Here is a 21925-nt window from a genome sequence, read left to right on the forward strand (position 1 = left end):
TCGTGAACTCGTCCGGCGCCCCCGGCTTTTCGAGGACGGACATACCGCCGCGTCCCCACCCCGCCCCCACCACCGGCCCCGCCCCGCCCCGCCCCACTAGCGCCCGTCGGGCCCCAGCAGCACCTCGGCCCGCCACACCCCACCCAACTCCGCCCCCACCCAACTCCCGGCCCGCGCACGGAAGTCGGCGGCACCCAGCGCCCCCGCACCCTCAGGCACGGCACCCAGGAGCGGCGCCCCCGCGGCCACCGGCAGGTCAGCCACGTTGCAGCGGGACGCCAGGTCCGGCTCCGCGGGCCAGCTGCCCACGACCACGCCCAGCTGGCGCAGACCACGGCTACGCAGGGCCTCCCCGGTGAGAGCCGTCGTGTTCAGCGTGCCGAGCCCCGCCGAGGCCACCACCAGGACCGGGGCACCGAGAAGAGAAGCGACGTCGGCCAGCGTCGAGCCGCACTCGTCGAAGCGGACCAGGAGCCCACCCGCGCCCTCGACCAGGACCAGGTCGTGCTCCGCGGCCAGCTTCTCCGCGGCCTCGGCGATCTGCGGCGGCCGTACACAAGCCGCCCCGGCCCGCGCGGCCGCCCGCTCAGGGGCCAACGGCTCCGGGAACCGGGCGAGTTCCGCCGTCGTGAGGCCACCACCCACCAGCCGTACGACCTCGGCGGTGTCGCCCGGCTCACCCGGCGCGACACCGGTCTGCGCGGGCTTCAGCACCGCCACACTGCGCCCCGCGCCGAGCGCCACCGCGGCCACCGCCGCAGTGGTCACCGTCTTGCCCACCTCGGTGCCCGTCCCGGACACGATCACGATCGCCATGTCACGCCTCCCGCGCCACGGCGCACACCGCGCGCCCGATCCGCGCCACGTCGTCGTCGGAGGTGACGAACGGCGGCATCGTGTAGATCAGGTCCCGGAACGGCCGCAGCCACACGCCCTCGCGCACCGCCGTCCGGGTCGCCGCGGCCATCGCCGCCGCGTCCAGGGGCTGGTGGAGCTGGACCACGCCGATGGCCCCGAGCACCCGTACGTCACGGACGCGCGGCAACTCGGCGGCCTCGGCGAGGGTTTCGCCCAGCCCCGTCTCGATGCGCTTGACCTCGGCCTGCCAGTCCTGCCCGAGCAGCAGATCAAGAGAGGCGCCCGCGACGGCGGTGGCGAGGGGGTTGCCCATGAAGGTGGGCCCGTGGGCGAGGACGGGCACCTCGCCCCGCGAGATGCCGTCCGCGACCCGCGCCGTGCACAGCGTCGCCGCCAGGGTGAGATATCCGCCGGTCAGCGCCTTGCCCACGCACATCACATCGGGCGTGACCGCCGCGTGCTCGGCGGCGAACAGCGCCCCGGTGCGGCCGAAGCCCGTCGCGATCTCGTCGAAGACGAGCAGCACGTCATGGGCGTCGCACGCTTCCCGCAGCACCCGCAGATACGCGGGGGAGTGGAATCGCATCCCGCCCGCGCCCTGCACCACCGGCTCGACGATCACGGCGGCCAGCTCCTCGGCGTGCCGGGCGATCAGCTCACGCAGATGGTCCGCGTACGCCGCGTCGAAGTCGGCGTCGAAGCCGGCCGGCGGGGCGTCGGCGAAGATCTGCCGCGGCAGCACGCCCTGCCACAGCTCGTGCATCCCGCCGTCGGGGTCGCACACGGCCATCGGCTGCCAGGTGTCGCCGTGGTAGCCGCCCCGCCAGGTGAGCAGGCGCCGCTTCGCCGGGCGGCCGAGGGAACGCCAGTGCTGCAGGCACATCTTGACGGCGACCTCGACGGAGACCGAGCCGGAGTCCGCGAGGAACACATGCTCAAGTCCGTCCGGGGACATGTCGACAAGGCGCTTCGCCAGCCGGACGGCGGGCTCATGGGTGAGCCCGCCGAACATGACGTGGCTCATCCGGTCCAGCTGGCCGCGCGCCGCCTCGTTGAGCACCGGGTGGTTGTAGCCGTGGATCGCCGACCACCAGGACGACATGCCGTCGATCAGCTCGTACGTGCCGCCGCTGCCGTCCGCGACCCGCAGCCGCACCCCGCTCGCCGCCTCGACGACCAGCGGATCCTGCCGCCCGGGCATGGGCCCGTACGGATGCCACACATGACGGCGGTCAAGGTCAAGGATCTCGGTGACGGAGCCAGGAATCAGATCAGGCATTGGGAGCCAGATCCGTCCCCGCACCGCGCCGCCGCACCGCCACCAGGTCCGTGCGCGCCTCGGGCACCTCGGCCGGATCGGTGGCCTCCGCCGACGAGCCGCAGGGGCCGCACCCCCCGCCGTCGTGCGAACCACACCCCGCCCCGGCCGCATCCGCACGGTGCTTCGGCAGCGTCACCTGATCCGCGCCCTCGACCTCGAACCCGGCGTCCGCGATCATCTCCAGGTCCGCCTTGCCCGCCTGGCCCTCGCTGGTCAGGTAGTCGCCCAGGAAGATCGAGTTGGCGAGGTGCAGGGCCAGCGGCTGCATCGTGCGCAGATGCACCTCGCGGCCGCCCGCGATGCGCACCTCGACGTCCGGGCAGACGAAGCGGACCATCGCGAGGATCCGCAGACAGCGCTGCGGGGTGAGGTTCCACTCCTTGGCGAGCGGCGTGCCCTCGAAGGGGATCAGGAAGTTGACCGGCACCGAGTCCGGGTCGAGTTCGCGGAGCGAGTAGACGACGTCGACCAGGTCCTCGTCGCTCTCGCCCATGCCCGCGATCAGGCCCGAGCAGGCGGAGAGCCCGGCCGCGTGTGCCTTCTGCACGGTGTCGACCCGGTCCGCGTACGTGTGCGTCTTGGTGATCTGGCCGTACGTGGCCTCGGACGTGTTGAGGTTGTGGTTGTAGGCGTCCGCGCCCGCGCCGCGCAGCCGCTCGGCCTGGCCGTCGGAGAGCAGGCCGAGGCAGGCGCAGACCTCCACGCCCTCGTTCTGGTCCTTGATCGCCTTGATGGTCTCGGAGACCCGGTCCACGTCCCGGTCCGTGGGGCCGCGCCCGCTCGCCACCAGACAGACCCGCTTGGCGCCGCCCGCGAGCCCGGCGGCCGCGGCCTCGGACGCCTCGTCGGGCTTCAGCCAGGTGTACTTGAGGATCTCGGCCTTGGACCCGAGCCGCTGCGAGCAGTACGAGCAGTCCTCCGGGCACAGGCCGGACTTGAGGTTGACGAGGTAGTTGAGTTTCACCCGCCGCCCGAACCAGTGCCGCCGCACCTTGCCCGCGGCGGTGACCACGTCGAGCAGATCGTCGTCGGAGGTGGCCAGTACGGCCAGCGCCTCGTCGCGGGTCGGCAGTTCGCGCCGCAGACCCTTGTCCACCAGTGTGTTCAGGAGATCCATGGCGCTGATCCTTACGCACCCGCGGGCCCCTTGGCCATGGAGACTTCACACAAGAGCAGCGCTCTGGCGTGTGGCTCTTGCCACACCCTGGCCAGGGGAAATCGCGGCTATGGTCTGTGCACTGTCTACAAACACGGTTGCCTGTAAACATGCACGGCGCCCGTGTACACACGGCTCCGCCCCGGCCCGGCGGGCGACGACCCGGAGGCACCGGTGACGAGACCGATGAACGTGCAGGCCCCCTCGCACGCACCCTTCGACTGGATCGACACCCAGGCCCGCCGGCGCGAACAGGCCGGACTGGTCCGCACCCTGCGCCCGCGCCCCGCCCGGTCGCCGCTCCTCGACCTCGCGAGCAACGACTACCTGGGCCTGGCCCGCCACCCCGAGGTGACCGAGGGCGCGGCCGCGGCGGCCCGGCGCTGGGGCGGCGGCGCGACCGGTTCCCGCCTGGTGACGGGCTCGACCGAGCTGCATGCCCAACTGGAGCGGGAACTCGCCGAGTTCTGCGGCTTCGAGTCGGCCCTGGTGCTCTCCTCCGGGTACGCGGCGAACCTCGCTGCCGTCACGGCGCTCGCCCCGCACGGCTCCCTGATCGTGTCGGACGCGGACAACCACGCCTCGCTCATCGACGGCTGCCGGCTCGCCCGGGGCGCCACCCAGGTCGTGCCGCACGCGGACCCGGACGCGGCCCGCAAGGCGCTCGGCACCCACGCGGGCCCGGCCGTCGTCGTCTCCGACTCGGTGTTCTCCGTGGACGGCGACGCGGCACCGCTCGCTCAACTGGCCGCCGCCTGCCGGGAGTTCGGCGCCGGACTGATCGTCGACGACGCGCATGGCCTCGGGGTGCTCGGCGCGGGCGGGCGCGGCGCGGTGCAGGCGGCGGGGCTCGCCGGGGCGGCCGACACGGTCGCCACCGTCACCCTGTCGAAGTCCTTCGGCAGCCAGGGCGGCGCGGTCCTCGGCCCCGCGAAGGTCATCGACCACCTGGTCAACGCGGCCCGCACGTTCATCTTCGACACGGGTCTCGCCCCGGCGGCGGCGGGCGCCGCGCTCGCCGCGCTGCGCCTCCTGCGCCGGGAGCCCGAACGTGCCGCGCGGGCCCGCGCCGTCGCCGCCGAGCTGCATCAACGGCTCACGGCTGAAGGGCTGTCGGCGGTGCGACCGGACGCCGCCGTCGTCTCCGTACGGGCGCCGTCGCCGGAGGCGGCCGTGCGCTGGGCGGCTCAGTGCCGGGCCGAGGGGCTCGCCGTGGGGTGCTTCAGGCCCCCGTCGGTGCCGGACGGGATCTCGCGACTGCGGCTGACCGCCCGCGCCGACCTCGGCGAGACTCAGATCGCCGAGGCCGTACGGGTGATCAGCCGCAGTGCACCCTGAAGTACCTGTTCAACAGGTACCTGTCCCACAAGTATCTGATCAACCACCCCCCTACCCAAGGGAGTTGACGAACTCCTCCCAGCCGGCGGAGGTGAACAGCAGGGCGGGCCCCGCCGTGTCCTTCGAGTCGCGCACGGCGACCTGGCCCGTCAGCGCACCGGTGGTGAGCTGGGTGGTCTCGACACAGTTGTTCATGCCATTGCTGTGGCTGCTGCGCCGCCACAGCGCACCCCGGAGCGCCGTGCTGGAACGTACGTGCCGAGGCAGTGCGGTCATGGTGCCTCCTTACGCGCCGTCGCCTATCCCGGCGATGAAATCCGTTGATTCCTCGGGCGAAAGTGCTTGAGCGGTCACCGAGTTGAAGGCATCGGTGTATGCCTGGAGGTCTTCTTTCCGCTCGAGATAGAGGCTACTCGTCAAATGGTCGAGAACAACCACATCCAGATCAGCAATGTTCGGAAATGAGAAAATAACGAAAGGCCCGATGAGCCCACCGTGCTCTCCGGCGGCGAACGGAAGGACCTGAATCCGTACATGCGGCATTTCGGCCGCTTCCAGTAACCGCCTCAACTGCCCGTTCCGCACCCGCTCCCCGCCCACCGTGCGGCGCAGCACCGCCTCGTCCAGAACCACGCTCAGGCGCAGCGGCGCCGGCGCGCTCAGCACGTCCTGGCGCGCCATGCGCACCTCCACCAGCGCATCCACCTGCGCGTCCGGCAGCCCGTCGAGCGCCGCACGGGTCACCGCGCGGGCGTAGTCCTCGGTCTGCAGCAGGCCCGGCACCACCGAGGTCTCCAGCGTCCGCACCCAACTGGCCTGTGACTCAAGGCTGATGAAGTCCCGGTACGCGGGTGGCAGCAGCCCCCGGTAGGCGTGCCACCAGTGGTGGCGCCCGCCCTCGTCACCGGTGCCCGCGAGCGCCACGAGCAGCTCGCGCAGGTTCGGGTCCTTCACCTCGTACGCCTCGAGGAGCAGGCGCATGTCGTCCGGCTTCACGCCGCTGCGCCCGGTCTCGATGCGGCTCACCTTCGACTGGTGCCAGCCGACGCGGGTGGCGGCCTCGCCGCTGGTGAGCCCCGCTTCCTGGCGCAGTGCGCGCAGCTCGGCACCGAGCTTGCGGCGGCGCACCGCGGGTCCGTACTGCATGGCCGTCTCCTTCCGGCTCCATCCGGCTCATCATGGCTCCATTTCGGCCCGGACCGGCGGTACGGTCGAGTGTTCCCGGCGACCGTGGGGGAAGCGCCAGTCTGGTGCCCAAATACGGTCGGCCGTAGCAGAGTTCACCGCTTTGAGCGACAGATATATGCACATCTCGGTGGATCGCCACGCGTGAACGGCACGAGAGTGGCAGGCTGGCCGAAGCACCAGTCCGGGGCCGTCCTCGAAGCCATCCGTCATGCGTCGGCGTCCGGGCCCGGTTTGAAAGGGACAGCGACGCCATGGCAGACCATCAAGAAGCAACCGTCACTCTGCCGAGCGATCCTGCCTCGGTCTCCGCGGCCCGCAAACATGTCGCAAACGTTCTGACCGACTGGGGACTGCCGAGCGACGGCGAGACCGCGGACACGGTCCGCCTCATCGTCTCCGAACTCGCGACCAACGCCGTGCAGCACACCTTCGGCCAGTCACCCACCTTCACCGTCGACCTCGAGCTCGACCGGGACGAGCGCCTGCGCATCGGCGTCACCGACAGCCACCCCCGCTATCCCAAGCGGCTGCCCGCCGCCGTCCAGCAGGACAACGGCCGCGGCATGGTCATCATCCGCTGGCTCACCGCCGAGTGCGGCGGCAAGCTCACCGTCCAGCCCACCTCCGAGGGTGGCAAGACGGTCTGGATCAGCCTCCCTTGGACCCCGGCCCCGGTCCAGAGCTGAGCGCGCAGTCGACCACCGCCCTCTTCACCGGTCCCTCCACCCCCCTTCAGGGGCGCCCGAACGCACTCCGCAGCAGCGCCCGGAAGGTGTCCGCCGCGGGGCTCGGCTCGTCGGCGCGGTACACCACCGAGATGGTGCGCCGCAGATCGCCCGGCTCGAGGGCCCGCACCCCGACCGGCGCGGGCGCCGTCCGCGCCACCATCTCCGGTACGACGGCGACGCCGAGCCCCGCACTCACCAGGGCGCACACCAGCGCGTAGCCGGGAGTCTCGACGAGGACGGAGGGTGTGGCGCCCGCGCGGGCGAGGGCCGACTCCACCACCGTCCGGTACGGGTGCGAGGGCGCCATGCTGATCAGGGGCTGCCCGGCGAGCTCGGCCAGCGGCAGTCGCGCGGACCCGCTCGACAGCACCTGCCCCGGCGCGGTCACCAGGACCAACTCCTCGACCAGCACGGTCTCTTGGCCCACCGAAGCGGGCAACTGCGGTGGCTCCGCGGGCTGGTAGTAGTGGGTGAGGGCGAGGTCCACCTCGCCCTCCGCCACCGCCGCGATGCCGAGCGGCGGTTCATAGCCCGTGACGGTCAGCTCCACGTCCGGGTGGGCGCGCCGGAACGCGGTCAGGGCGGGCGGCAGCAGATGGATGCCCGCGGTCGTGAACGTGCCGAGCCGGAGCCGCCCGCCGGAGAGCCCCGCCACCTGCGCCAGCTCGTGCCGCGCCCGCTCCATCTCGTCGAGCACCCGCCGGGCCCGCGCGAGAAGGAGCTCGCCCGCACCCGTCAGCCGCGCCCCGCGGTGGTGGCGCACCAACAGGGCGGCGCCCGCCTCCCGCTCGAGCTTGGCGAGCTGCTGGGAGAGCGCGGGCACGGTGTAGCCGAGGCGCTCGGCGGCCCGGGTGATCGAACCGGCCTCGGAGACGGCGACGAGGGCGGCGAGGCGCGTCGGGTCGTACATGGGGAATTTCCTCGGCCGGGCTGAGCCTAAACGACTGCTTAAGTCAGACCCAGGATATTCCACATACCTGCTGAAGGCCCGGTCCAGGCACTCTGGGCCCCATGGACGCACAACTGCTCGCCTTCACCGGCCTCGCCGCCGCGCTCGTCGCCATGCCCGGCGCCGACTTCGCCGTCGTGGTGCGGCACGCCCTCGTCTCCCGCCGCTCCGGCGCCGTCTGCGCGCTCGGCATCGCGGCCGGGCTGCTCGTGCACACGGCGCTCGCGGTCGCGGGGGTCGCGGCGGTCCTCGCGTCCGTACCGGCGCTGTTCCGCGCGCTCCAACTGGTGGGCGGCGCCTATGTGCTGTACCTGGGGGTGCGGGCGCTCGAAGGGTGGGTGCGGACGCGCGGGACGGCGCGGGCACAGGCTCCGGACGCCGTGGCGGTGACGGATGTGCGGGGCGGGCTGCGCGAGGGCTTCCTCACCAACGCCCTGAACCCGAAGGCGTCGCTCACCTTCCTCAGCGTGCTGCCGCAGTTCGTGCCCGACGGCAGCCCGGCGATGCCCCGCACCCTGCTGCTCGCGGCGATCGTGGTGGCGCTCGCCGTGCTGTGGTTCCAGGCGGTGGCCCTCCTGGTGGACCGGCTCGGGGCCTGGCTGCGGCGGCCGCGCACCGCCCGCGCCATCGAGGGCCTCACCGGCACCGCGCTCGTCGCCCTCGGTCTGGCCCTGCTGTGCGAACCGCTCCTCGGCTGAGGCGCACCGATCCCCGGCGGACCGGCCGCGACGAGCGGCCCGCGCGCCGCACCAGCCGCGGCAGCACGCCCCACAGCGCGCCGCACATCAGGAGCGTCCCGGCGCCCGCGCCCACCCCGGCCGCCCGGCCCGCCGTCACGTCGACGACGAGCAGCACCGCCCCGCCGAGGGCGAGCACGAGCACGCCCATGCCGACCCCGGCGAGCCGGGAGGAGACCCGTACCACCAGCGGCTTGGCACCCTGGCGGAACAGCGCGCGGTGCAGGGCGGCGGGCGCCGTGAAGAGGGCGGCGGCCAGCACCGCGAGCAGCAGCGTGACGACGTACGTGCCGCGCTGCACGGTGTCGAGCGACGGGAAGCGCGGGGTGAACGCGAGCGACAGCAGGAACGCGAAGAGGATCTGGACGCCGGTCTGGGTGACCCTCAACTCCTGGAGCAGCTCGGAGAAATTGCGGTCGGCCCGCTGAAGTGGCGTCTCGTCGCGGGCCGTACAGAGGTGGCGGGCGGGCATGGCACACGAGTAGCCGCGCCCGCCCGCCTCAACCGTCCACGGGGACACGGGCTCCGCGGACGGGGGGGAGAACAGGGAGATCAGCGCACCCTGCCGTACCAGACGCTCTTGGTCCAGATCTTCTGCTTGCGCACCACGTCACCCGTCTTCGGCGAGTGCCAGATCTTGCCGCCGCCGGCGTAGATCCCGACGTGGTAGACGCTCCGGCCCGAGTGGAAGAACACGAGGTCGCCGGGGGCCCGCCGGGACTTCGAGATGTGGCGGGTCTTGTTGTACTGCTGCGCGGCGGTGCGCGGCAGCTTCTTGCCGGCCTTCTTGAACGAGTACAGCGTCAGGCCCGAGCAGTCGAACCGGTTCGGCCCGACCGCCCCATAGCGGTACGGAGAGCCCTTCTTGGAGGCCGCTACCTTGAGCGCTTTCGATGCGTGCGTGGCCGCTTGTGCGTCGCTTGCGAGGCCGGGAGCCACGATGGTCCCGCCCACCGCCGCGAGCGTCAGTGCCGACGCGGCGCCGGCCCTGGTGAGCAACGGAACACGATTCAGCGCAGTCATGCGCAACCCTTCGTCAACCGCCTGTGAAGGATGACCTGTCGGATTCGGGCTGGCGAAGTTGCCCGGCCGCGGTGTGCGGCTTCACCCCAAGGGCCGTCCGGATCAAGCCCGGTGGCCCGTCGTGCCTGGGTCCTCCACTCCTGCCGATGCATTCTTCGTCGACCGGTCATCCGGGCAGCGGCAGGACTCGGCGTCCGCCCGGACCGCCCCGCCGCGGTGGCGGGGGCTTGTCGTCGAAAGGGATCTTGACCCGTCAACCCCGAGAATTCCGAGCCGAATCGGCAGTTTGTGAGGCTCCTCACGACTGACCTGTTCGGGTGGACAGCGGTGAATGGGGGAAATCGGCGCGACGGCGGAGCATCGCTCGACCAGCACCGGAATCACGTATTCCGGTGTGCGCGTACAAACCTTGCGCAACTCTGGACCGCGTCCGGGCCGACGCCCGCCTACGCTGATCAGGGGACCACGTCTGGTCCGTTTCACGCCGCGACCGGACGGCGCGGCGCGGGGCGCGCGGCGCTCAATGGGCCGCGCGCCGACCGTCGACGGGCCCTCAACCCCCGTTCGGTGGCGGCACGGTGACGCGCTGTGACCGCCGTTCGCCGTCCAGCACCCGCAGGGCCTGGGCGAGCGTCGAGGCGTGCACCTCGCTCTCGCCGCGCTGGTGCATCAGGGCCAGCGCGTCCCGCAGTTGGGTCGCCTTGCCGACCAGCGCCTGGGCGGCGCGCAGTCCGCCGTACGTGGTGGTGGAGCGGGCCGGGTTGATGCGGCCGAGGAGGTCCACGGCCTCCAGGTAGCGGTCGATCAACTCGCCCTCGGCGCGCGTCAGCGCGGGCAGCGGCGGCAGTTCGGGCAGCATGCGCGGCTCACCTCGCGCCCGGCGTGGCGCCCTGCGCACCCCGGCGGCCCGGGACGACCCGGTCCACGAGTCCGTACGCGACGGCCTCGTGCGCGTCCAGGATCTTGTCCCGCTCGATGTCGGCGGCGACCCGCTCGGGGCTCTGCCCGGTGTGCCGGACGAGCAGCTCCTCCAAGAGGGCGCGGGTGCGCAGCAGTTCGTCGGCCTGGATCACCAGGTCCGAGGTCTGCCCCTGGATCGGCTCGGTGACCGTGGGCTGGTGGATCAGGACCCGGGAGCCGGGCAGCAGGGACCGCTTGCCCGGCGTGCCCGCGGCCAGCAGGACCGCGGCGGTGCCGGCGGCCTGGCCCAGGCAGACCGTCTCCACGTCGCAGGAGACGTACTGGAGCGTGTCGTAGATCGCGGTCATCGCGCTGAACGAGCCGCCGGGGGAGTTGATGTAGAGCGAGATGTCCCGGTCCGGCGTCTGGTGCTCCAGGTACATGAACTGCGCCATCACGTCGTTGGCCGAGGTGTCGTCGACGGGTGTCCCGAGGAAGACGATCCGCTCCTCGAGCAGCTTGGAGTACGGGTCCTGCGTGCGCACGCCCGAGCTGGTGCGCTCGGTGAACTCGGGCAGGACGTAGCGGGCGGTGGGGCGGTGTGCGGCGGTCATGAGTCCTCGTCTCCTCGGCGGCTGTCTGTACAAAATGTACAGGACGTACGTGACGTTATGATGGGGGTATGGCCTACGAGATTCCGGTGACGCAAGCCCGAGCAGAGTTCGCCGACCTGATCAACCGCGTCGTCTACGGCGGGGAGCGGGTCGTCGTCACCCGGCACGGCAAGCCGCTCGTCGCCCTGGTCTCAGCCGCCGACCTGCGGCGACTAGAAGAGCTCGGCGAGGCCGCGGAGCCGGCCGAGGAGCCGGTGATCAGCTCCGTGTCGACGGTGGGCACCTCGACGTCGGCCCGCCGCGAACAACAGCGCTTCGGCATCGCCGCCGAGCACCGGGGGCCGAACGCGTCCTAGCGAGAACGGAAGAGGCGGGGACGGAAGAGGCGAGAACGAAAAGGGGCCGTACGCCCCCGTCCGCTACAGCGGGGACGCACGGCCGTATCGAGGAGCCGGTGCCGCATCGAAGGGCCGGGCGATCAGCCGACCGGAGCCGCCTCCCGTGCCCCGGCGACGGCGGACTCCGCGCCCGCCGGACCGCCCCGCCCGCGCAACGCACCCAACAGCACGGCCAGCAGGCCGACCCCGGCCCACACCGCGAGGGTGAGCGCCGGGGTCATGGCCCGCGCGCCGTCGAAGTAGGAGACCGAGCGCAGCAGCGAGCCGCCCGCGCCCGGAGGCAGCAACTGGCCCAGGAAGCCCACGGGTTGAGGCAGCAGCTCGGGGGCGGAGGTCGCCCCCGAGAAGGGGTTGCCGAGCAGCACCATCAGGAAGGCGCCGACACCGATCCCGCGCGGCCCGAGCAGCGCCGCGCACCCGGCGACGGCGGCACCCACCGCGAGCGTGGAGAGGCCCAACACCCCTGCTTCCGCCCACCAGTTGCCGGTCAGCACGCCGAGCCAGCTGTGCGTGAGAGCCGCGCCGACCGCGCCGACTCCGGCGGCCGCCAGGACGAGGGCGAGGGCGGCCCGCGGGCCGCGCAGCTTCAGCAGCGTCACCAGGACCCCGGCCGCGACCCCCGCGATCGCCAGCGGCAGCACGCTCGCACCGAGCACGGAGCCGCGCGGGTCGGCCGCCGGCGCGGGCACCACATCCGTCACGGGTACCTCGGTCCCCTTCGGCGCCTGCCCGGCCACCGCGTGCTGGAGCAGCTGGGCGGCGACGGGACTCGCGGCGGACGCGGTGAGGAGCTTCGGCCCCTCGGCGGTGACGACGACCGCCCCGTACACGGTCCGGTCCTCGACGGCGGCGCGGGCCGCGGCCTCGTCGGCGTACCGGTGGACCTCGAACGCCCCGTCCTGCGCCTGGAGTTGGCGCTGCACGGGGGCGGTCGCGGCGGCGGGTCCCGCGAGCCCGAGCGGCAGGTCGCGCGGGGCGATCCGGGCGCCGGGCCAGGCGAAGGCCCAGAGGGCGAGGGCGGCCAGAACCGGGGCGAGGAGGGCCACCGCCACGATGCGGCGGGCCGGTGGGGGCGCGGCGGCGGGGGGCGTGGACATGGGTGTCTCCGGGAGGGAGTAGGAGGCGGCGGGCGAGGAGGGCCGGTCCCAACAGGCTCGGGAATCCTGGGAGTTGGCCCCGGAATTTAAAGAGAAGGATCGTTCGTTTTAGGTGGCCCACTGTGCTGGCGGTGGGCGCCGCTTGTCAAGAAGGAATGTTCGTTTTACGTTGGCGGCATGGCCCGCGTATCCCAGGAACACCTCGACGCGCGCCGCCGCCAGATCCTGGACGGCGCCGCCCGCTGCTTCGCCCACAACGGCTTCCATGCCACGTCGATGCAGGACGTCCTGAAGGAGGTCGGGCTCTCGGCGGGCGCCGTCTACCGCTACTTCGCGGGCAAGGACGAGCTGATCGAAGCCGTCGTGGCCGAGGTGCTCGAGGTCATACGGGGCATCTTCGAGGAGGCTGCCGGGCAGACCCCGCCTCCGCCGCCCGACGTCCTGGTGGGGGCGGGGTTCCGGGACGTGCTCGGCGGCGCTGCCTACTCCGTGGCGGGTGAACCGTCGTTCCTGCCGCGGCTGATGGTGCAGGTGTGGACGGAGACGCTGCGCAACGACGGGCTCTCGGCGCTCCTGCGCGAGGGGTATGCGCGCGTGTCCACGGCCTGGATCAAGATCGTCGAGGGCTACCAGGCGGCGGGCATGATGCGCGCCGACATCCCGGCCGAGCACGTCGCGCGGACCATGATCGCGACGGCGCAGGGGTTCGCCGCCCAATTGGCGCTTTTTGGCGAAGAAGTCACTGTTGAGGCACTGCAGGACGGACTGCGCGGGTTGATGAGCATGACGGAGCCCCGCTGACGGTCACGAGCCGCCGAGGATCATGGGCCGGTGACGATCGGCGGTGAGTATGGCGGAGACCTACTGCTGGTCATCGGCCGGTCAAGGGATGGTTAACCTCCCTGAAACTCCTTCCAACTACCCTCCCATCCCACGCCACCTGGGGTTTTTGTAGCCGGGGTGCGCATGATCGCACCCAATTCTTGTGTGTTACATCTATACCTGTCGCGGTGGCGCGGCGACCGGACCCCGCACGGTTCGGAGTGAGAGCTGTGAGGTGGGATACGTGCAACTGACCCCGCACGAACAGGAGAGGCTGCTCATCCATGTGGCCGCCGACGTGGCCGAGAAACGAAGGGCGCGGGGACTGCTGCTCAACCATCCCGAGGCCATCGCCCTGATCACCTCCCACATCCTCGAAGGCGCCCGAGACGGCCGGACGGTGGCCGAACTGATGTCGTCGGGACGGAAGCTGCTCACCCGTGACGACGTCATGGAGGGCATCCCCGAGATGATCCACGACGTCCAGGTCGAGGCCACCTTCCCGGACGGGACCAAGCTCGTCACCGTCCACGACCCCATCGTCTGACGGGAGTTCCTGCCATGCATCCCGTCACGCCCGCCACCCTGCACGGCCTCGTGCCCGGTGAGATCCTCTTCGCCGACGATCCCGTCGCCTTCAACGAGGGCCGCGAGGTCACCCGCCTCACCGTCCTCAACGCCGCCGACCGCCCCGTCCAGGTCGGCTCCCACTACCACTTCGCCGAGGCCAACCCGGGCCTCGACTTCGACCGCGGGGCCGCGCACGGCAAGCGGCTCAACATCGCCGCGGGCACCGCCGTGCGCTTCGAGCCCGGCATCCCCGTCGACGTCGAACTCGTCCCGCTGGGCGGGGCGCGCATCGTCCCGGGTCTGCGCGGCGAGACGGCCGGAGCCCTCGACGGGACCGCAGGGGCCCGCAAGCAGACCGGAGCCGCCCTCCACGAGACCGGAGGAGCCTCCGATGCCTGAGCTGTCCCGCGCCGCGTACGCCGATCTGTTCGGCCCCACCACCGGCGACCGGATCCGGCTCGCCGACACCGATCTGCTGATCGAGATCGAGGAGGACCGCTCCGGCGGCCCCGGGCGCTCCGGCGACGAGTCCGTCTTCGGCGGCGGCAAGGTCATCCGCGAGTCGATGGGCCAGTCCCGCACGACCCGCGCCGAGGGCGCCCCCGACACGGTCATCACCGGCGCCGTGATCGTCGACCACTGGGGGATCGTCAAGGCCGACATCGGCATCCGCGACGGCCGCATCACCGGCATCGGCAAGTCCGGCAACCCCGACACGATGGACGGCGTCCACCCGGACCTGGTCATCGGCCCGGAGACCGAAGTCATCGCGGGCAACGGCAAGATCGTGACCGCGGGCGGCATCGACACCCACATCCACTTCATCTCGCCGACCATCGTCGACGAGGCGCTCGCCTCCGGCGTCACCACCCTCATCGGCGGCGGCACCGGCCCGGCCGAGGGCAGCAAGGCGACCACGATCACGCCCGGTTCATGGCACCTGGCCCGCATGTTCGCGGCCCTGGAGAACAGCCCCGTCAACATCGGCTTCCTCGGCAAGGGCAACACGATGTCGAAGGACTCCATGCGCGACCAGCTGCGCGCCGGCGTCCTCGGCTTCAAGATCCACGAGGACTGGGGCGCCACCCCCGCCGTCATCTCCGCCTGCCTGGACATCTGCGAGGAGTCCGGCGGTCAACTCGCCGTCCACACCGACACGTTGAACGAGGCGGGCTTCGTCCAGGACACCTTCGACGCCGTCGCCGGACGCACCCTGCACGCCTTCCACGTGGAGGGCGCGGGCGGCGGCCACGCCCCCGACATGATCACGGCGGTGTCCCTGCCGAACATGCTCCCGGCGTCCACCAACCCGACGCGGCCGCACACCGTCAACACCGTCGAGGAGCACCTCGACATGCTGATGGTCTGTCACCACCTCAACCCGGCGGTGCCCGAGGACCTGGCCTTCGCCGAGTCCCGCATCCGCCCCACCACGATCGCGGCCGAGGACATCCTCCACGACCTCGGTGCCATCTCGATCATGTCGTCCGACTCCCAGGCGATGGGCCGCATCGGCGAGGTCGTGATGCGCACCTGGCAGACCGCACACGTCATGAAGCGCCGCCGCGGCCACCTGCCCGGAGACACCCGCGCCGACAACCACCGGGCCCGCCGCTACGTCGCCAAGTACACGATCAACGCGGCGATCGCCCAGGGCGTGGAACACGAGATCGGCTCGGTGGAACACGGCAAACTGGCCGACCTGGTCCTGTGGGACCCGAAATTCTTCGGCGTGAAACCCCAAGTGGTCCTGAAGGGCGGCCAGATCGCCTACGCGCAGATGGGCGACGCCAACGCGTCCATCCCCACCCCCCAGCCCATCCTCCCGCGCCCCATGTTCGGCGGCCACGGCAAGGCCCCGGCCCGGAACTCGTACGCCTTCGTGACCGAGACGGCACTGGCCGACGGCCTGCCCGAACGCCTCGGCCTGGAGCGGGAGTTGCTCCCCATCCGCTCGACCCGCGGCCGCACCAAGTCGGACATGCGCGAGAACGACGCACTGCCGCGCGTGGAGGTGGCCCCCGACAGCTTCGCGGTCACGATCGACGGCGAGCTGGTCGAGCCGTCACCGGCGTCGGAACTCCCGTTGGCGCAACGCTACTTCCTCTTCTGACGGTCAGTAGGGACGGCGAATCAACCATGTCCAGAGCCGCACTCCTGGTCCTGGCCGACGGCCGCTTCCCCGCCGGTGGGCACGCCCACTCCGGCGGGGCGGAGGCCGCGGTCAAGGCGGGCCGCATCACCGGGGCGGCGGACCTCGAGGAGTTCTGTCGGGGCCGGCTCCACACGACGGGCCTGGTGTCCGCGGCACTGGCCGCGGCCGCCGCGAGCGGCGCCGACCCCTTGGACCTCGACGAGGCCGCCGACGCCCGCACCCCGTCACCGGCCCTGCGCACTGCGGCACGCCGCCTGGGCCGCCAGCTGCTGCGCGCCGCCCGCTCGACCTGGCCGACCCCCGAACTCGACGCCCTGGCCCGCCAGTTCCCCAAGGGCACCCACCAACCGATCGTCCTCGGCCGCACCGCGAGAGCGGCGGGCCTCACCCCCGAGGACGCCGCGTACTGCTCCGCGTACGAGAACATCAGCGGCCCCGCGACGGCGACGGTGCGGCTGCTGAGCCTGGACCCGTTCGAGGCGACGGGGGTGCTGGCGCGGCTGGCACCGGAGGTGGACGCGGTGGCGGCGCGGGCGGGGGAGGCGGGGTGCCGCGCGGCGGCGTTCGGCGCGGACGAACTCCCGGCCGGGTCGGCGCCGTTGCTGGAGATCGGGGCGGAGGCGCATGCGGGCTGGCCGGTCCGCTTGTTCGCGTCGTAGGGGCCTCAAGGGGCGACGGGGGACACGACGCAGGCCCCCACCCCTCACCCTCCCCCCCCCACACACACAAACACGCCTACACATAGACATACACATACGGAGCACCCATCATGCACCTCGACCACACCCACAACCCCGCCAACGAGATCAGCGCGGACGCACACCGTGCGAACGGCACCCGCCGCGCCCTCCGCATAGGGCTGGGCGGCCCCGTGGGCTCCGGCAAGACGGCCACCGTCGCGGCGCTCTGCCACGCCCTCCGCGCAGAACTCTCGCTCGCTGTCGTCACGAACGACATCTACACCCGCGAGGACGCCGAGTTCCTGCTCCGCGAGGCGGTCCTGCCCCCCGAGCGGATCACCGCCGTCGAGACGGGCGCCTGCCCGCACACGGCGATCCGCGACGACATCTCCGCCAACCTCGAGGCGGTCGAGGACCTGGAGGACGAGGTCGGTCCGCTCGACCTGATCCTCGTGGAGTCCGGCGGCGACAACCTCACGGCCACCTTCTCCAAGGGCCTGATCGACGCGCAGATCTTCGTGATCGATGTGGCGGGCGGCGATGACATCCCGCGCAAGGGCGGCCCCGGCGTCACGACCGCCGACCTGCTGGTGGTCAACAAGACCGACCTCGCCCCGTACGTCGGCTCGGACCTGGCCAGGATGGCGGCAGACGCCAAGGCGGCACGCGCCGAACTGCCGGTCATCTTCCAGTCCTTGAGGTCGGACGAGGGCGTGACCCCGGTGGCGGAGTGGGTCCGCGCGCAGTACAGGTCCTGGACCACGGAACACAGGCACGCGTCGGCATGAGCACGAGCACAGTACAGAGCCCGCAGAGCCCACAGAGCCCGCTGAGTCCGCTGAGCCCACCCGGTCCGGCCGGTCCGGCCGGACCGCCGGGAAACGCGACGACGATCCCGCACGCCCACACCCCCTCGACTCCCCCCGCCGGGGTACAGGCAAGGGCCCGCATCATCGCCCGCCCCGACGCCCACGGCGGCACCGCACTCCCCGTACTGGAGGGACAGGCCCCACTGGCCCTGCGCCGCACCCGCTCGCACGGCCCGGGCGCGAGGGTCACGCTGGTGGGCGCGATGAGCGGCCCACTGGGCGGCGACCACCTCACGGTGGAGACGGAAGTGGCGGACGGCGCCAGCCTCTCGGTCGACTCGGCGGCGGCGACGATAGCCCTGCCGGGCCAGGGGACCGACAGCCAACCGGCCCGCTACGACGTACGCCTTCGGGTCGGCGAAGGAGCGGAACTCCGCTGGCTCCCCGAGCAGTTGATCTCCGTACGGGACAGCGACTTGCGGGTGACGACGCGCGCCGACCTGGCACCCGGCGCCCGACTGGTACTGCGAGAGGAACAGGTACTCGGCAGAACATCGGAGGACGCGGGCCGCCTCACCAGCCGCCTGACGGTACGCCGCGCCGGCCGCCTCCTGCTCGACCAGGAACTCTCCTGCGGCCCCGGCGCCCCGGGCGGCTGGGACGGCCCCGCGGTACTGTCCGGCCACCGCGCGGTGGGCCAACTCATCGTCGTATCCCCGGACTTCGAGACGACCCCACCACTCCCCGAACTCCTGGGCGAGTGGGCCGCGGCAACACCCCTGTCCGGCCCCGCGGTACTGGTCACGGCGGTGGCCCCGGACGCCCAGCAGGTACGCCGTGTCCTGGACGAGGCGCTCAGGAAGTGGGCCTGAACGCCTCAACCGCCGTCCATGGTTCGGGGGGGGGCAGCGCTGATCGCTGCGACCGTCACTGCCGCCGGCTGGATGGCCAATCACGTGCTGTCCGCCCGAAGCGATCGGAGGCGGAGGCAGGCTGAAGCGAGGCTCGCCCACGTAGAGAACCAACTGGAGCAGCTCTACGGACCACTCCTGTTCTTGGTCGAGGAGGGGCGGTCGGCCTTCCACGAATTCTGCGACACCCTCGGGCGCAACCACGTGTTTGCAACTGACACTCCGATCAGCCCGGAGGAACGAGACCTTTGGTTGTTCTGGGTTGATCACGAGTTCATGCCGCGCAACGAAGCGATCCAGAAGCTCCTTTCCCTAAACGCGCACCTCATCGTGGGTGACCGGATGCCCGGTTCCTTCATGGCGTTCATCGAGCACTACAACTCGTGGCGCGTGACCCATCTGCGGTGGAAGGAAGAGGGAGCGCCGTACTCGTGGCATTCCAAGGCCAACTGGCCGCGGTCGTTCGAGACTGAAGTGATCGAATCGTACGGACGGCTCAAGAGACTGCAGATCCAGATGGCCGGCCTGGTGAGGGGCATGGAAGCTTGATTGTGTCTTCGCCGGTGGAATGCGCGACATGAGGTGAGGAAGCGCGGTGATGGGCCGGGCTGTTGGCGAGTCCCGGCCGTGAGATCTTGTGGAGCGCGGCTTGTTCAGGGCCCTCAGCTTGGGCAGCTCGGGTGTCCTAACAGCTACTCGACCGCTGACCTGTGGTGAGGGGACTTGGCGATCTTCGGCCACGGCGATCGGCTATCCGGCGTTCCGGTGGCTCCCCGTTCTACTTGGTGGAGACACCCGTAAGGGGCGTGCTCGCGGCGGGCGCTGAGATCGCGCACGACGCGCGCCTCCACTCCGGCTGATCAACACCTTGTGACCCAGTCGACCTGCTGATGCCATATCAGCGGCAGCAGCGGGGACAGCTTCGACATGGGGGTGGACGTGAGCGATCTGAAGGTCGTCGCATGGAAGCGGTACGGACAAGATCGGCTCTACGTGAACCTGCCGGACGGCACGTCCGTCGCATGGGCCGACCGGCGCACGGGCAAGGTCACGTTCCTTGTGGAGCAGTACCGACATGAGGCTCTCGACCTGCTCCGCCCCCAGCTCACCCAAGACGTGAGCCCCACGCCCGTGGCAACTCCGGCACGACCCCCTCGCAAGCAAGAGGCCGTCATGCCAACGCAGTTACCCCCGCTGACCCCACAAGACGATCTCGCGTCGAACCGCCCAGGAACCGCGTTACGAGAGCTCCTCGACACAGAAGGCCCCACCCCCGGTCAGCGCATCCTCAACTGGCTGCTGCGACGGCAGACGAAGTGGGACTCCTACCGCAAAGGACTGGCCGGTGAACTCCGCGTCGGTGCCGAGCTGGAGCGGCTCACACGCCGAGGATGGCGCGTCCTGCATTCCATAGAGCTGCCCCGGAAAGTGGACATCGACCACCTGGTCATCGGCCCCGGCGGAGTCTTCTGCATCAACACCAAACACCACCTGGGCAAAGCCGTCTGGGTCGGCGACGAGATGGTGCGCATCAACCACGGCAAGCCACAGCCGTACGGCCGTAAGAGCAAGGCGGAGGCTCGCCGCGTACAGGATGTGCTTGAGCACCACCTCGGTATTCCGGTCCCAGTGGAGCCCGTGCTCGTGTTCGTCGGCGTCACACGCCTCGAAAAGGTCGCGACTCAGCTCGCCGTGCGCGTGTACCGCGAACGGGAGGTGTCCGCGCTCGGCCCGCTCTCAGGGGTACTCGATCCCGAGCAGATCGATGCCATCTACGCCGTGGCCCGGCATCGACGCGCATGGCTGATGGCCTGACCTCGGCGATACGCAGTTGCACCTCACGACTGGTCGGTCAATCCAGCAGAGCCCCGCGAGACGGAGCCCGAGGCCCGAGTCCATGGAGGACGGGGCCTCTGACTTGGGTGATCCGCTGACCGGTTGGAGCGACTCCGTTTATCGGATTGGCAAAGAACCCACGTCGCGTCTGTTCCCAGAGGGTCGACAGACGGAAAGATCCCCGTACTGCGTACTGATCGAAACGATGTGCGGGAGGCCCCACTTGAGACGGACCCAGAGGACACTTCGGAACCGGCGGACGGTGACGCTCGGTTCTGCCGGGGCGCTCGTCACGGCGACGCTGATAGCAGGTGCGATGGCGGCGCCCTCGGCCAGCGCCGACGCCCACGCGCGGGCCGGCAAGGACCGGGAGGCGCGCGGTGCCTCGATCGCCGCCGCGCGTGCGGCGAAGGCCGGGATCGACTGGAAGGACTGTCCCGCCGACTGGGGCATCGCCAAGCCCATCCAGTGCGGCTACGTCAGCGTGCCGCTCGATTACGCCAAGCCGTACGGCAAGCAGATCAAGCTCGCCGTCGACCGCATCGGCAGCACGGGGACCAAGAAGGAGCGGCAGGGCGCCCTCGTCTACAACCCCGGTGGCCCCGGCGGCTCCGGCATGCGCTTCCCCACCCGCGTCACCACCAAGAACCCGCTCTGGACGAAGGCTTCGAAGGCGTACGACTTCGTGGGCTTCGACCCGCGCGGTGTCGGGCACTCGACGCCGATCTCCTGCGTCGACCCGCAGGAGTACGTCAAGGCTCCCAAGGCTGATCCTGTGCCGGACTCCGTCGCCGACAAGAGCGCGCAGCGCAAGCTCGCCAAGGAGTACGCGGACGGCTGTGCCGAGCGCAGCGGCGAGATGCTTCCGCACATGACCACGCCGAACACCGCGCGCGACCTCGACGTCATCCGCGCCGCCCTCGGTGAGAAGAAGCTCAATTACTTGGGTGTGTCCTACGGGACCTATCTCGGTGCCGTGTACGGCACCCTCTTCCCGGGGCACGTCCGGCGCATGATCGTCGACAGCGTCGTCAACCCCTCGCGCGAGAAGGTCTGGTACCAGGCCAACCTCGACCAGGACGTCGCCTTCGAGGGGCGCTGGAAGGACTGGACGGCGTGGGTCGCGAAGAATGACGCGACGTTCCACCTCGGTGACAGCCAGGCCAAGGTGCAGCAGCAGTGGGAGAAGCTGCGGGCGAGTGCGAAGAAGAGCCCGATCGGCGGCCTTGTCGGGCCCGCCGAGCTGACCTCCTTCTTCCAGAACGCCCCGTACTACGACTCCTCGTGGGTGCCGACCGCCCAGACGTGGAGCAAGTACGTCGCCGGTGACACCAAGGCCCTGGTGGACGCGGCAGCCCCGGACATGTCCGACACCAAGGGCAACATCGCGTCCGAGAACGGCAACGCCGTCTACACCGCGGTCGAGTGCGCCGACGCCAAGTGGCCCACCAGCTGGAAGAAGTGGGACCGGGACAACACCCGGCTGCACAAGGACTATCCGTTCATGACCTGGGCCAACGCCTGGATGAACCTGCCCTGTGCCACCTGGCCCACCAAGCAGCAGACCCCGGTGAACGTGAAGACCGGCAAGGGGCTGCCGTCCGTGCTCATCGTGCAGTCCGAGCGCGACGCGGCCACGCCCTACGAAGGCGCCGTCGAGCTGCACAAGCGCTTCAAGGGCTCCCGTCTGATCACCGAGAAGGACGCGGGCTCGCACGGCGTCACCGGGCTCACCAACCCGTGCGTCAACGACCGCGTGGACACCTACCTGCTCACCGGCAAGACCGGCGCCAAGGACGTGACGTGCACCCCGCACGCCACGCCCAAGCCGTAGA

General features: G+C 71.0%; 25 protein-coding genes and 1 riboswitch. Of the genes, 14 read left to right on the top strand and 11 right to left on the bottom strand.

The window, feature by feature from the left end:
* Positions 1–96: 96 nt before the first annotated feature.
* The 3 genes from bioD to bioB are packed head-to-tail and all read right to left on the bottom strand — an operon-like array spanning position 97 to position 3296.
* The gene (bioD, locus tag ACFWYM_RS37520; protein ID WP_384847518.1) at positions 97–816 is read right to left on the bottom strand and encodes a dethiobiotin synthase; all 720 of its coding nucleotides are present in this window, start codon (positions 814–816) and stop codon (positions 97–99) included.
* A gap of 1 nt (position 817) precedes the next feature.
* Positions 818–2137: an adenosylmethionine--8-amino-7-oxononanoate transaminase gene (locus ACFWYM_RS37525; RefSeq protein WP_384847521.1), complete on the bottom strand. Its 1320-nt coding sequence runs from the start codon at positions 2135–2137 to the stop codon at positions 818–820.
* The gene (bioB, locus tag ACFWYM_RS37530; RefSeq protein ID WP_384847524.1) at positions 2130–3296 is read right to left on the bottom strand and encodes a biotin synthase BioB; all 1167 of its coding nucleotides are present in this window, start codon (positions 3294–3296) and stop codon (positions 2130–2132) included. The genes ACFWYM_RS37525 and bioB overlap by 8 nt, the downstream gene beginning before the upstream one ends.
* Before the next feature lie 225 nt (positions 3297–3521).
* On the opposite strand from bioB, the gene ACFWYM_RS37535 reads away from it, so the two are divergent.
* On the top strand, positions 3522–4673 hold the full coding sequence (locus ACFWYM_RS37535; RefSeq protein ID WP_384847739.1) for an 8-amino-7-oxononanoate synthase: 1152 nt from the start codon (positions 3522–3524) through the stop codon (positions 4671–4673).
* Between the two features lie 51 nt (positions 4674–4724).
* Here ACFWYM_RS37535 and ACFWYM_RS37540 read toward each other — a convergent pair whose 3' ends face one another.
* Positions 4725–4949, bottom strand: coding sequence for a DUF397 domain-containing protein (locus tag ACFWYM_RS37540; protein WP_384847529.1), 225 nt, complete (start codon positions 4947–4949; stop codon positions 4725–4727).
* 9 nt (positions 4950–4958) lie between these two features.
* Entirely contained in the window at positions 4959–5819 is an 861-nt protein-coding gene (locus tag ACFWYM_RS37545) for a helix-turn-helix domain-containing protein (protein ID WP_384847532.1), read from the bottom strand.
* 293 nt (positions 5820–6112) lie between these two features.
* Here ACFWYM_RS37545 and ACFWYM_RS37550 point away from each other — a divergent pair, with 293 nt between their 5' ends.
* On the top strand, positions 6113–6547 hold the full coding sequence (locus ACFWYM_RS37550; RefSeq protein ID WP_384847535.1) for an ATP-binding protein: 435 nt from the start codon (positions 6113–6115) through the stop codon (positions 6545–6547).
* A gap of 46 nt (positions 6548–6593) precedes the next feature.
* Here the strand turns inward: ACFWYM_RS37550 and ACFWYM_RS37555 are convergent, their stop codons facing one another.
* Positions 6594–7499, bottom strand: a complete 906-nt coding sequence (locus ACFWYM_RS37555) for a LysR family transcriptional regulator (RefSeq protein ID WP_384847538.1) — start codon at positions 7497–7499, stop codon at positions 6594–6596.
* A gap of 101 nt (positions 7500–7600) precedes the next feature.
* Between ACFWYM_RS37555 and ACFWYM_RS37560 the strand changes: the two genes are divergently transcribed.
* On the top strand, positions 7601–8236 hold the full coding sequence (locus tag ACFWYM_RS37560; protein ID WP_384847541.1) for a LysE family translocator: 636 nt from the start codon (positions 7601–7603) through the stop codon (positions 8234–8236).
* Here ACFWYM_RS37560 and ACFWYM_RS37565 read toward each other — a convergent pair.
* The 4 genes from ACFWYM_RS37565 to ACFWYM_RS37580 all read right to left on the bottom strand — a co-directional run bounded on the left by ACFWYM_RS37565 (position 8175) and on the right by ACFWYM_RS37580 (position 10812).
* A complete protein-coding gene (locus ACFWYM_RS37565; RefSeq protein ID WP_384847544.1) occupies positions 8175–8747 on the bottom strand; it encodes a DUF6328 family protein in 573 nt (190 codons plus the stop codon). The two genes, ACFWYM_RS37560 and ACFWYM_RS37565, sit on opposite strands and share 62 nt — an antisense overlap.
* 80 nt (positions 8748–8827) lie before the next feature.
* Positions 8828–9298 carry a C40 family peptidase gene (locus ACFWYM_RS37570; protein WP_384847547.1) on the bottom strand — a complete coding sequence of 157 codons (471 nt, stop codon included), beginning with the start codon at positions 9296–9298 and terminating at the stop codon, positions 8828–8830.
* Between the two features lie 3 nt (positions 9299–9301).
* A riboswitch (cyclic di-AMP (ydaO/yuaA leader) is annotated at positions 9302–9469 on the bottom strand.
* Positions 9470–9851: 382 nt separating this feature from the next.
* On the bottom strand, positions 9852–10157 hold the full coding sequence (locus ACFWYM_RS37575; protein WP_384847550.1) for a hypothetical protein: 306 nt from the start codon (positions 10155–10157) through the stop codon (positions 9852–9854).
* Between the two features lie 7 nt (positions 10158–10164).
* The gene (locus tag ACFWYM_RS37580) at positions 10165–10812 is read right to left on the bottom strand and encodes an ATP-dependent Clp protease proteolytic subunit (protein ID WP_384847552.1); all 648 of its coding nucleotides are present in this window, start codon (positions 10810–10812) and stop codon (positions 10165–10167) included.
* Between the two features lie 68 nt (positions 10813–10880).
* Between ACFWYM_RS37580 and ACFWYM_RS37585 the strand changes: the two genes are divergently transcribed.
* Positions 10881–11168, top strand: coding sequence for a type II toxin-antitoxin system Phd/YefM family antitoxin (locus tag ACFWYM_RS37585; protein ID WP_384847555.1), 288 nt, complete (start codon positions 10881–10883; stop codon positions 11166–11168).
* A 122-nt stretch (positions 11169–11290) separates the two neighbouring features.
* Here the strand turns inward: ACFWYM_RS37585 and ACFWYM_RS37590 are convergent, their stop codons facing one another.
* Positions 11291–12307, bottom strand: a complete 1017-nt coding sequence (locus ACFWYM_RS37590; protein WP_384847558.1) for an ABC transporter permease — start codon at positions 12305–12307, stop codon at positions 11291–11293.
* 177 nt (positions 12308–12484) lie between these two features.
* Between ACFWYM_RS37590 and ACFWYM_RS37595 the strand changes: the two genes are divergently transcribed.
* The 10 genes from ACFWYM_RS37595 (at position 12485) to ACFWYM_RS37640 (ending at position 21924) form a co-directional block, all read left to right on the top strand.
* On the top strand, positions 12485–13108 hold the full coding sequence (locus tag ACFWYM_RS37595) for a TetR/AcrR family transcriptional regulator (protein ID WP_384847561.1): 624 nt from the start codon (positions 12485–12487) through the stop codon (positions 13106–13108).
* Between the two features lie 265 nt (positions 13109–13373).
* Positions 13374–13676 (top strand): urease subunit gamma, encoded by a 303-nt coding sequence (locus ACFWYM_RS37600; RefSeq protein WP_384847564.1) that lies wholly within the window; start codon positions 13374–13376, stop codon positions 13674–13676.
* A 14-nt stretch (positions 13677–13690) separates the two neighbouring features.
* Positions 13691–14098, top strand: coding sequence for an urease subunit beta (locus ACFWYM_RS37605; protein ID WP_384847567.1), 408 nt, complete (start codon positions 13691–13693; stop codon positions 14096–14098).
* Positions 14091–15812, top strand: a complete 1722-nt coding sequence (locus ACFWYM_RS37610) for an urease subunit alpha (RefSeq protein ID WP_384847570.1) — start codon at positions 14091–14093, stop codon at positions 15810–15812. Before ACFWYM_RS37605 ends, ACFWYM_RS37610 begins: the two co-directional genes overlap by 8 nt.
* Before the next feature lie 26 nt (positions 15813–15838).
* The gene (locus ACFWYM_RS37615) at positions 15839–16513 is read left to right on the top strand and encodes an urease accessory protein UreF (protein ID WP_384847573.1); all 675 of its coding nucleotides are present in this window, start codon (positions 15839–15841) and stop codon (positions 16511–16513) included.
* A 110-nt stretch (positions 16514–16623) separates the two neighbouring features.
* A complete protein-coding gene (ureG, locus tag ACFWYM_RS37620; protein WP_384847577.1) occupies positions 16624–17322 on the top strand; it encodes an urease accessory protein UreG in 699 nt (232 codons plus the stop codon).
* The gene (locus tag ACFWYM_RS37625) at positions 17319–18215 is read left to right on the top strand and encodes an urease accessory protein UreD (protein WP_384847579.1); all 897 of its coding nucleotides are present in this window, start codon (positions 17319–17321) and stop codon (positions 18213–18215) included. The genes ureG and ACFWYM_RS37625 overlap by 4 nt, the downstream gene beginning before the upstream one ends.
* Positions 18216–18287: 72 nt before the next feature.
* A complete protein-coding gene (locus tag ACFWYM_RS37630; protein WP_384847582.1) occupies positions 18288–18803 on the top strand; it encodes a hypothetical protein in 516 nt (171 codons plus the stop codon).
* 390 nt (positions 18804–19193) lie between these two features.
* Positions 19194–20069 carry a nuclease-related domain-containing protein gene (locus ACFWYM_RS37635; RefSeq protein ID WP_384847585.1) on the top strand — a complete coding sequence of 292 codons (876 nt, stop codon included), beginning with the start codon at positions 19194–19196 and terminating at the stop codon, positions 20067–20069.
* Positions 20070–20406: 337 nt separating this feature from the next.
* Positions 20407–21924: an alpha/beta hydrolase gene (locus ACFWYM_RS37640; RefSeq protein ID WP_384847742.1), complete on the top strand. Its 1518-nt coding sequence runs from the start codon at positions 20407–20409 to the stop codon at positions 21922–21924.
* The last annotated feature ends 1 nt before the right edge of the window (position 21925 follow it).

The organism is Streptomyces sp. NPDC059009, assembly GCF_042740175.1.
Taxonomy (GTDB): Bacteria; Actinomycetota; Actinomycetes; order Streptomycetales; family Streptomycetaceae; genus Streptomyces.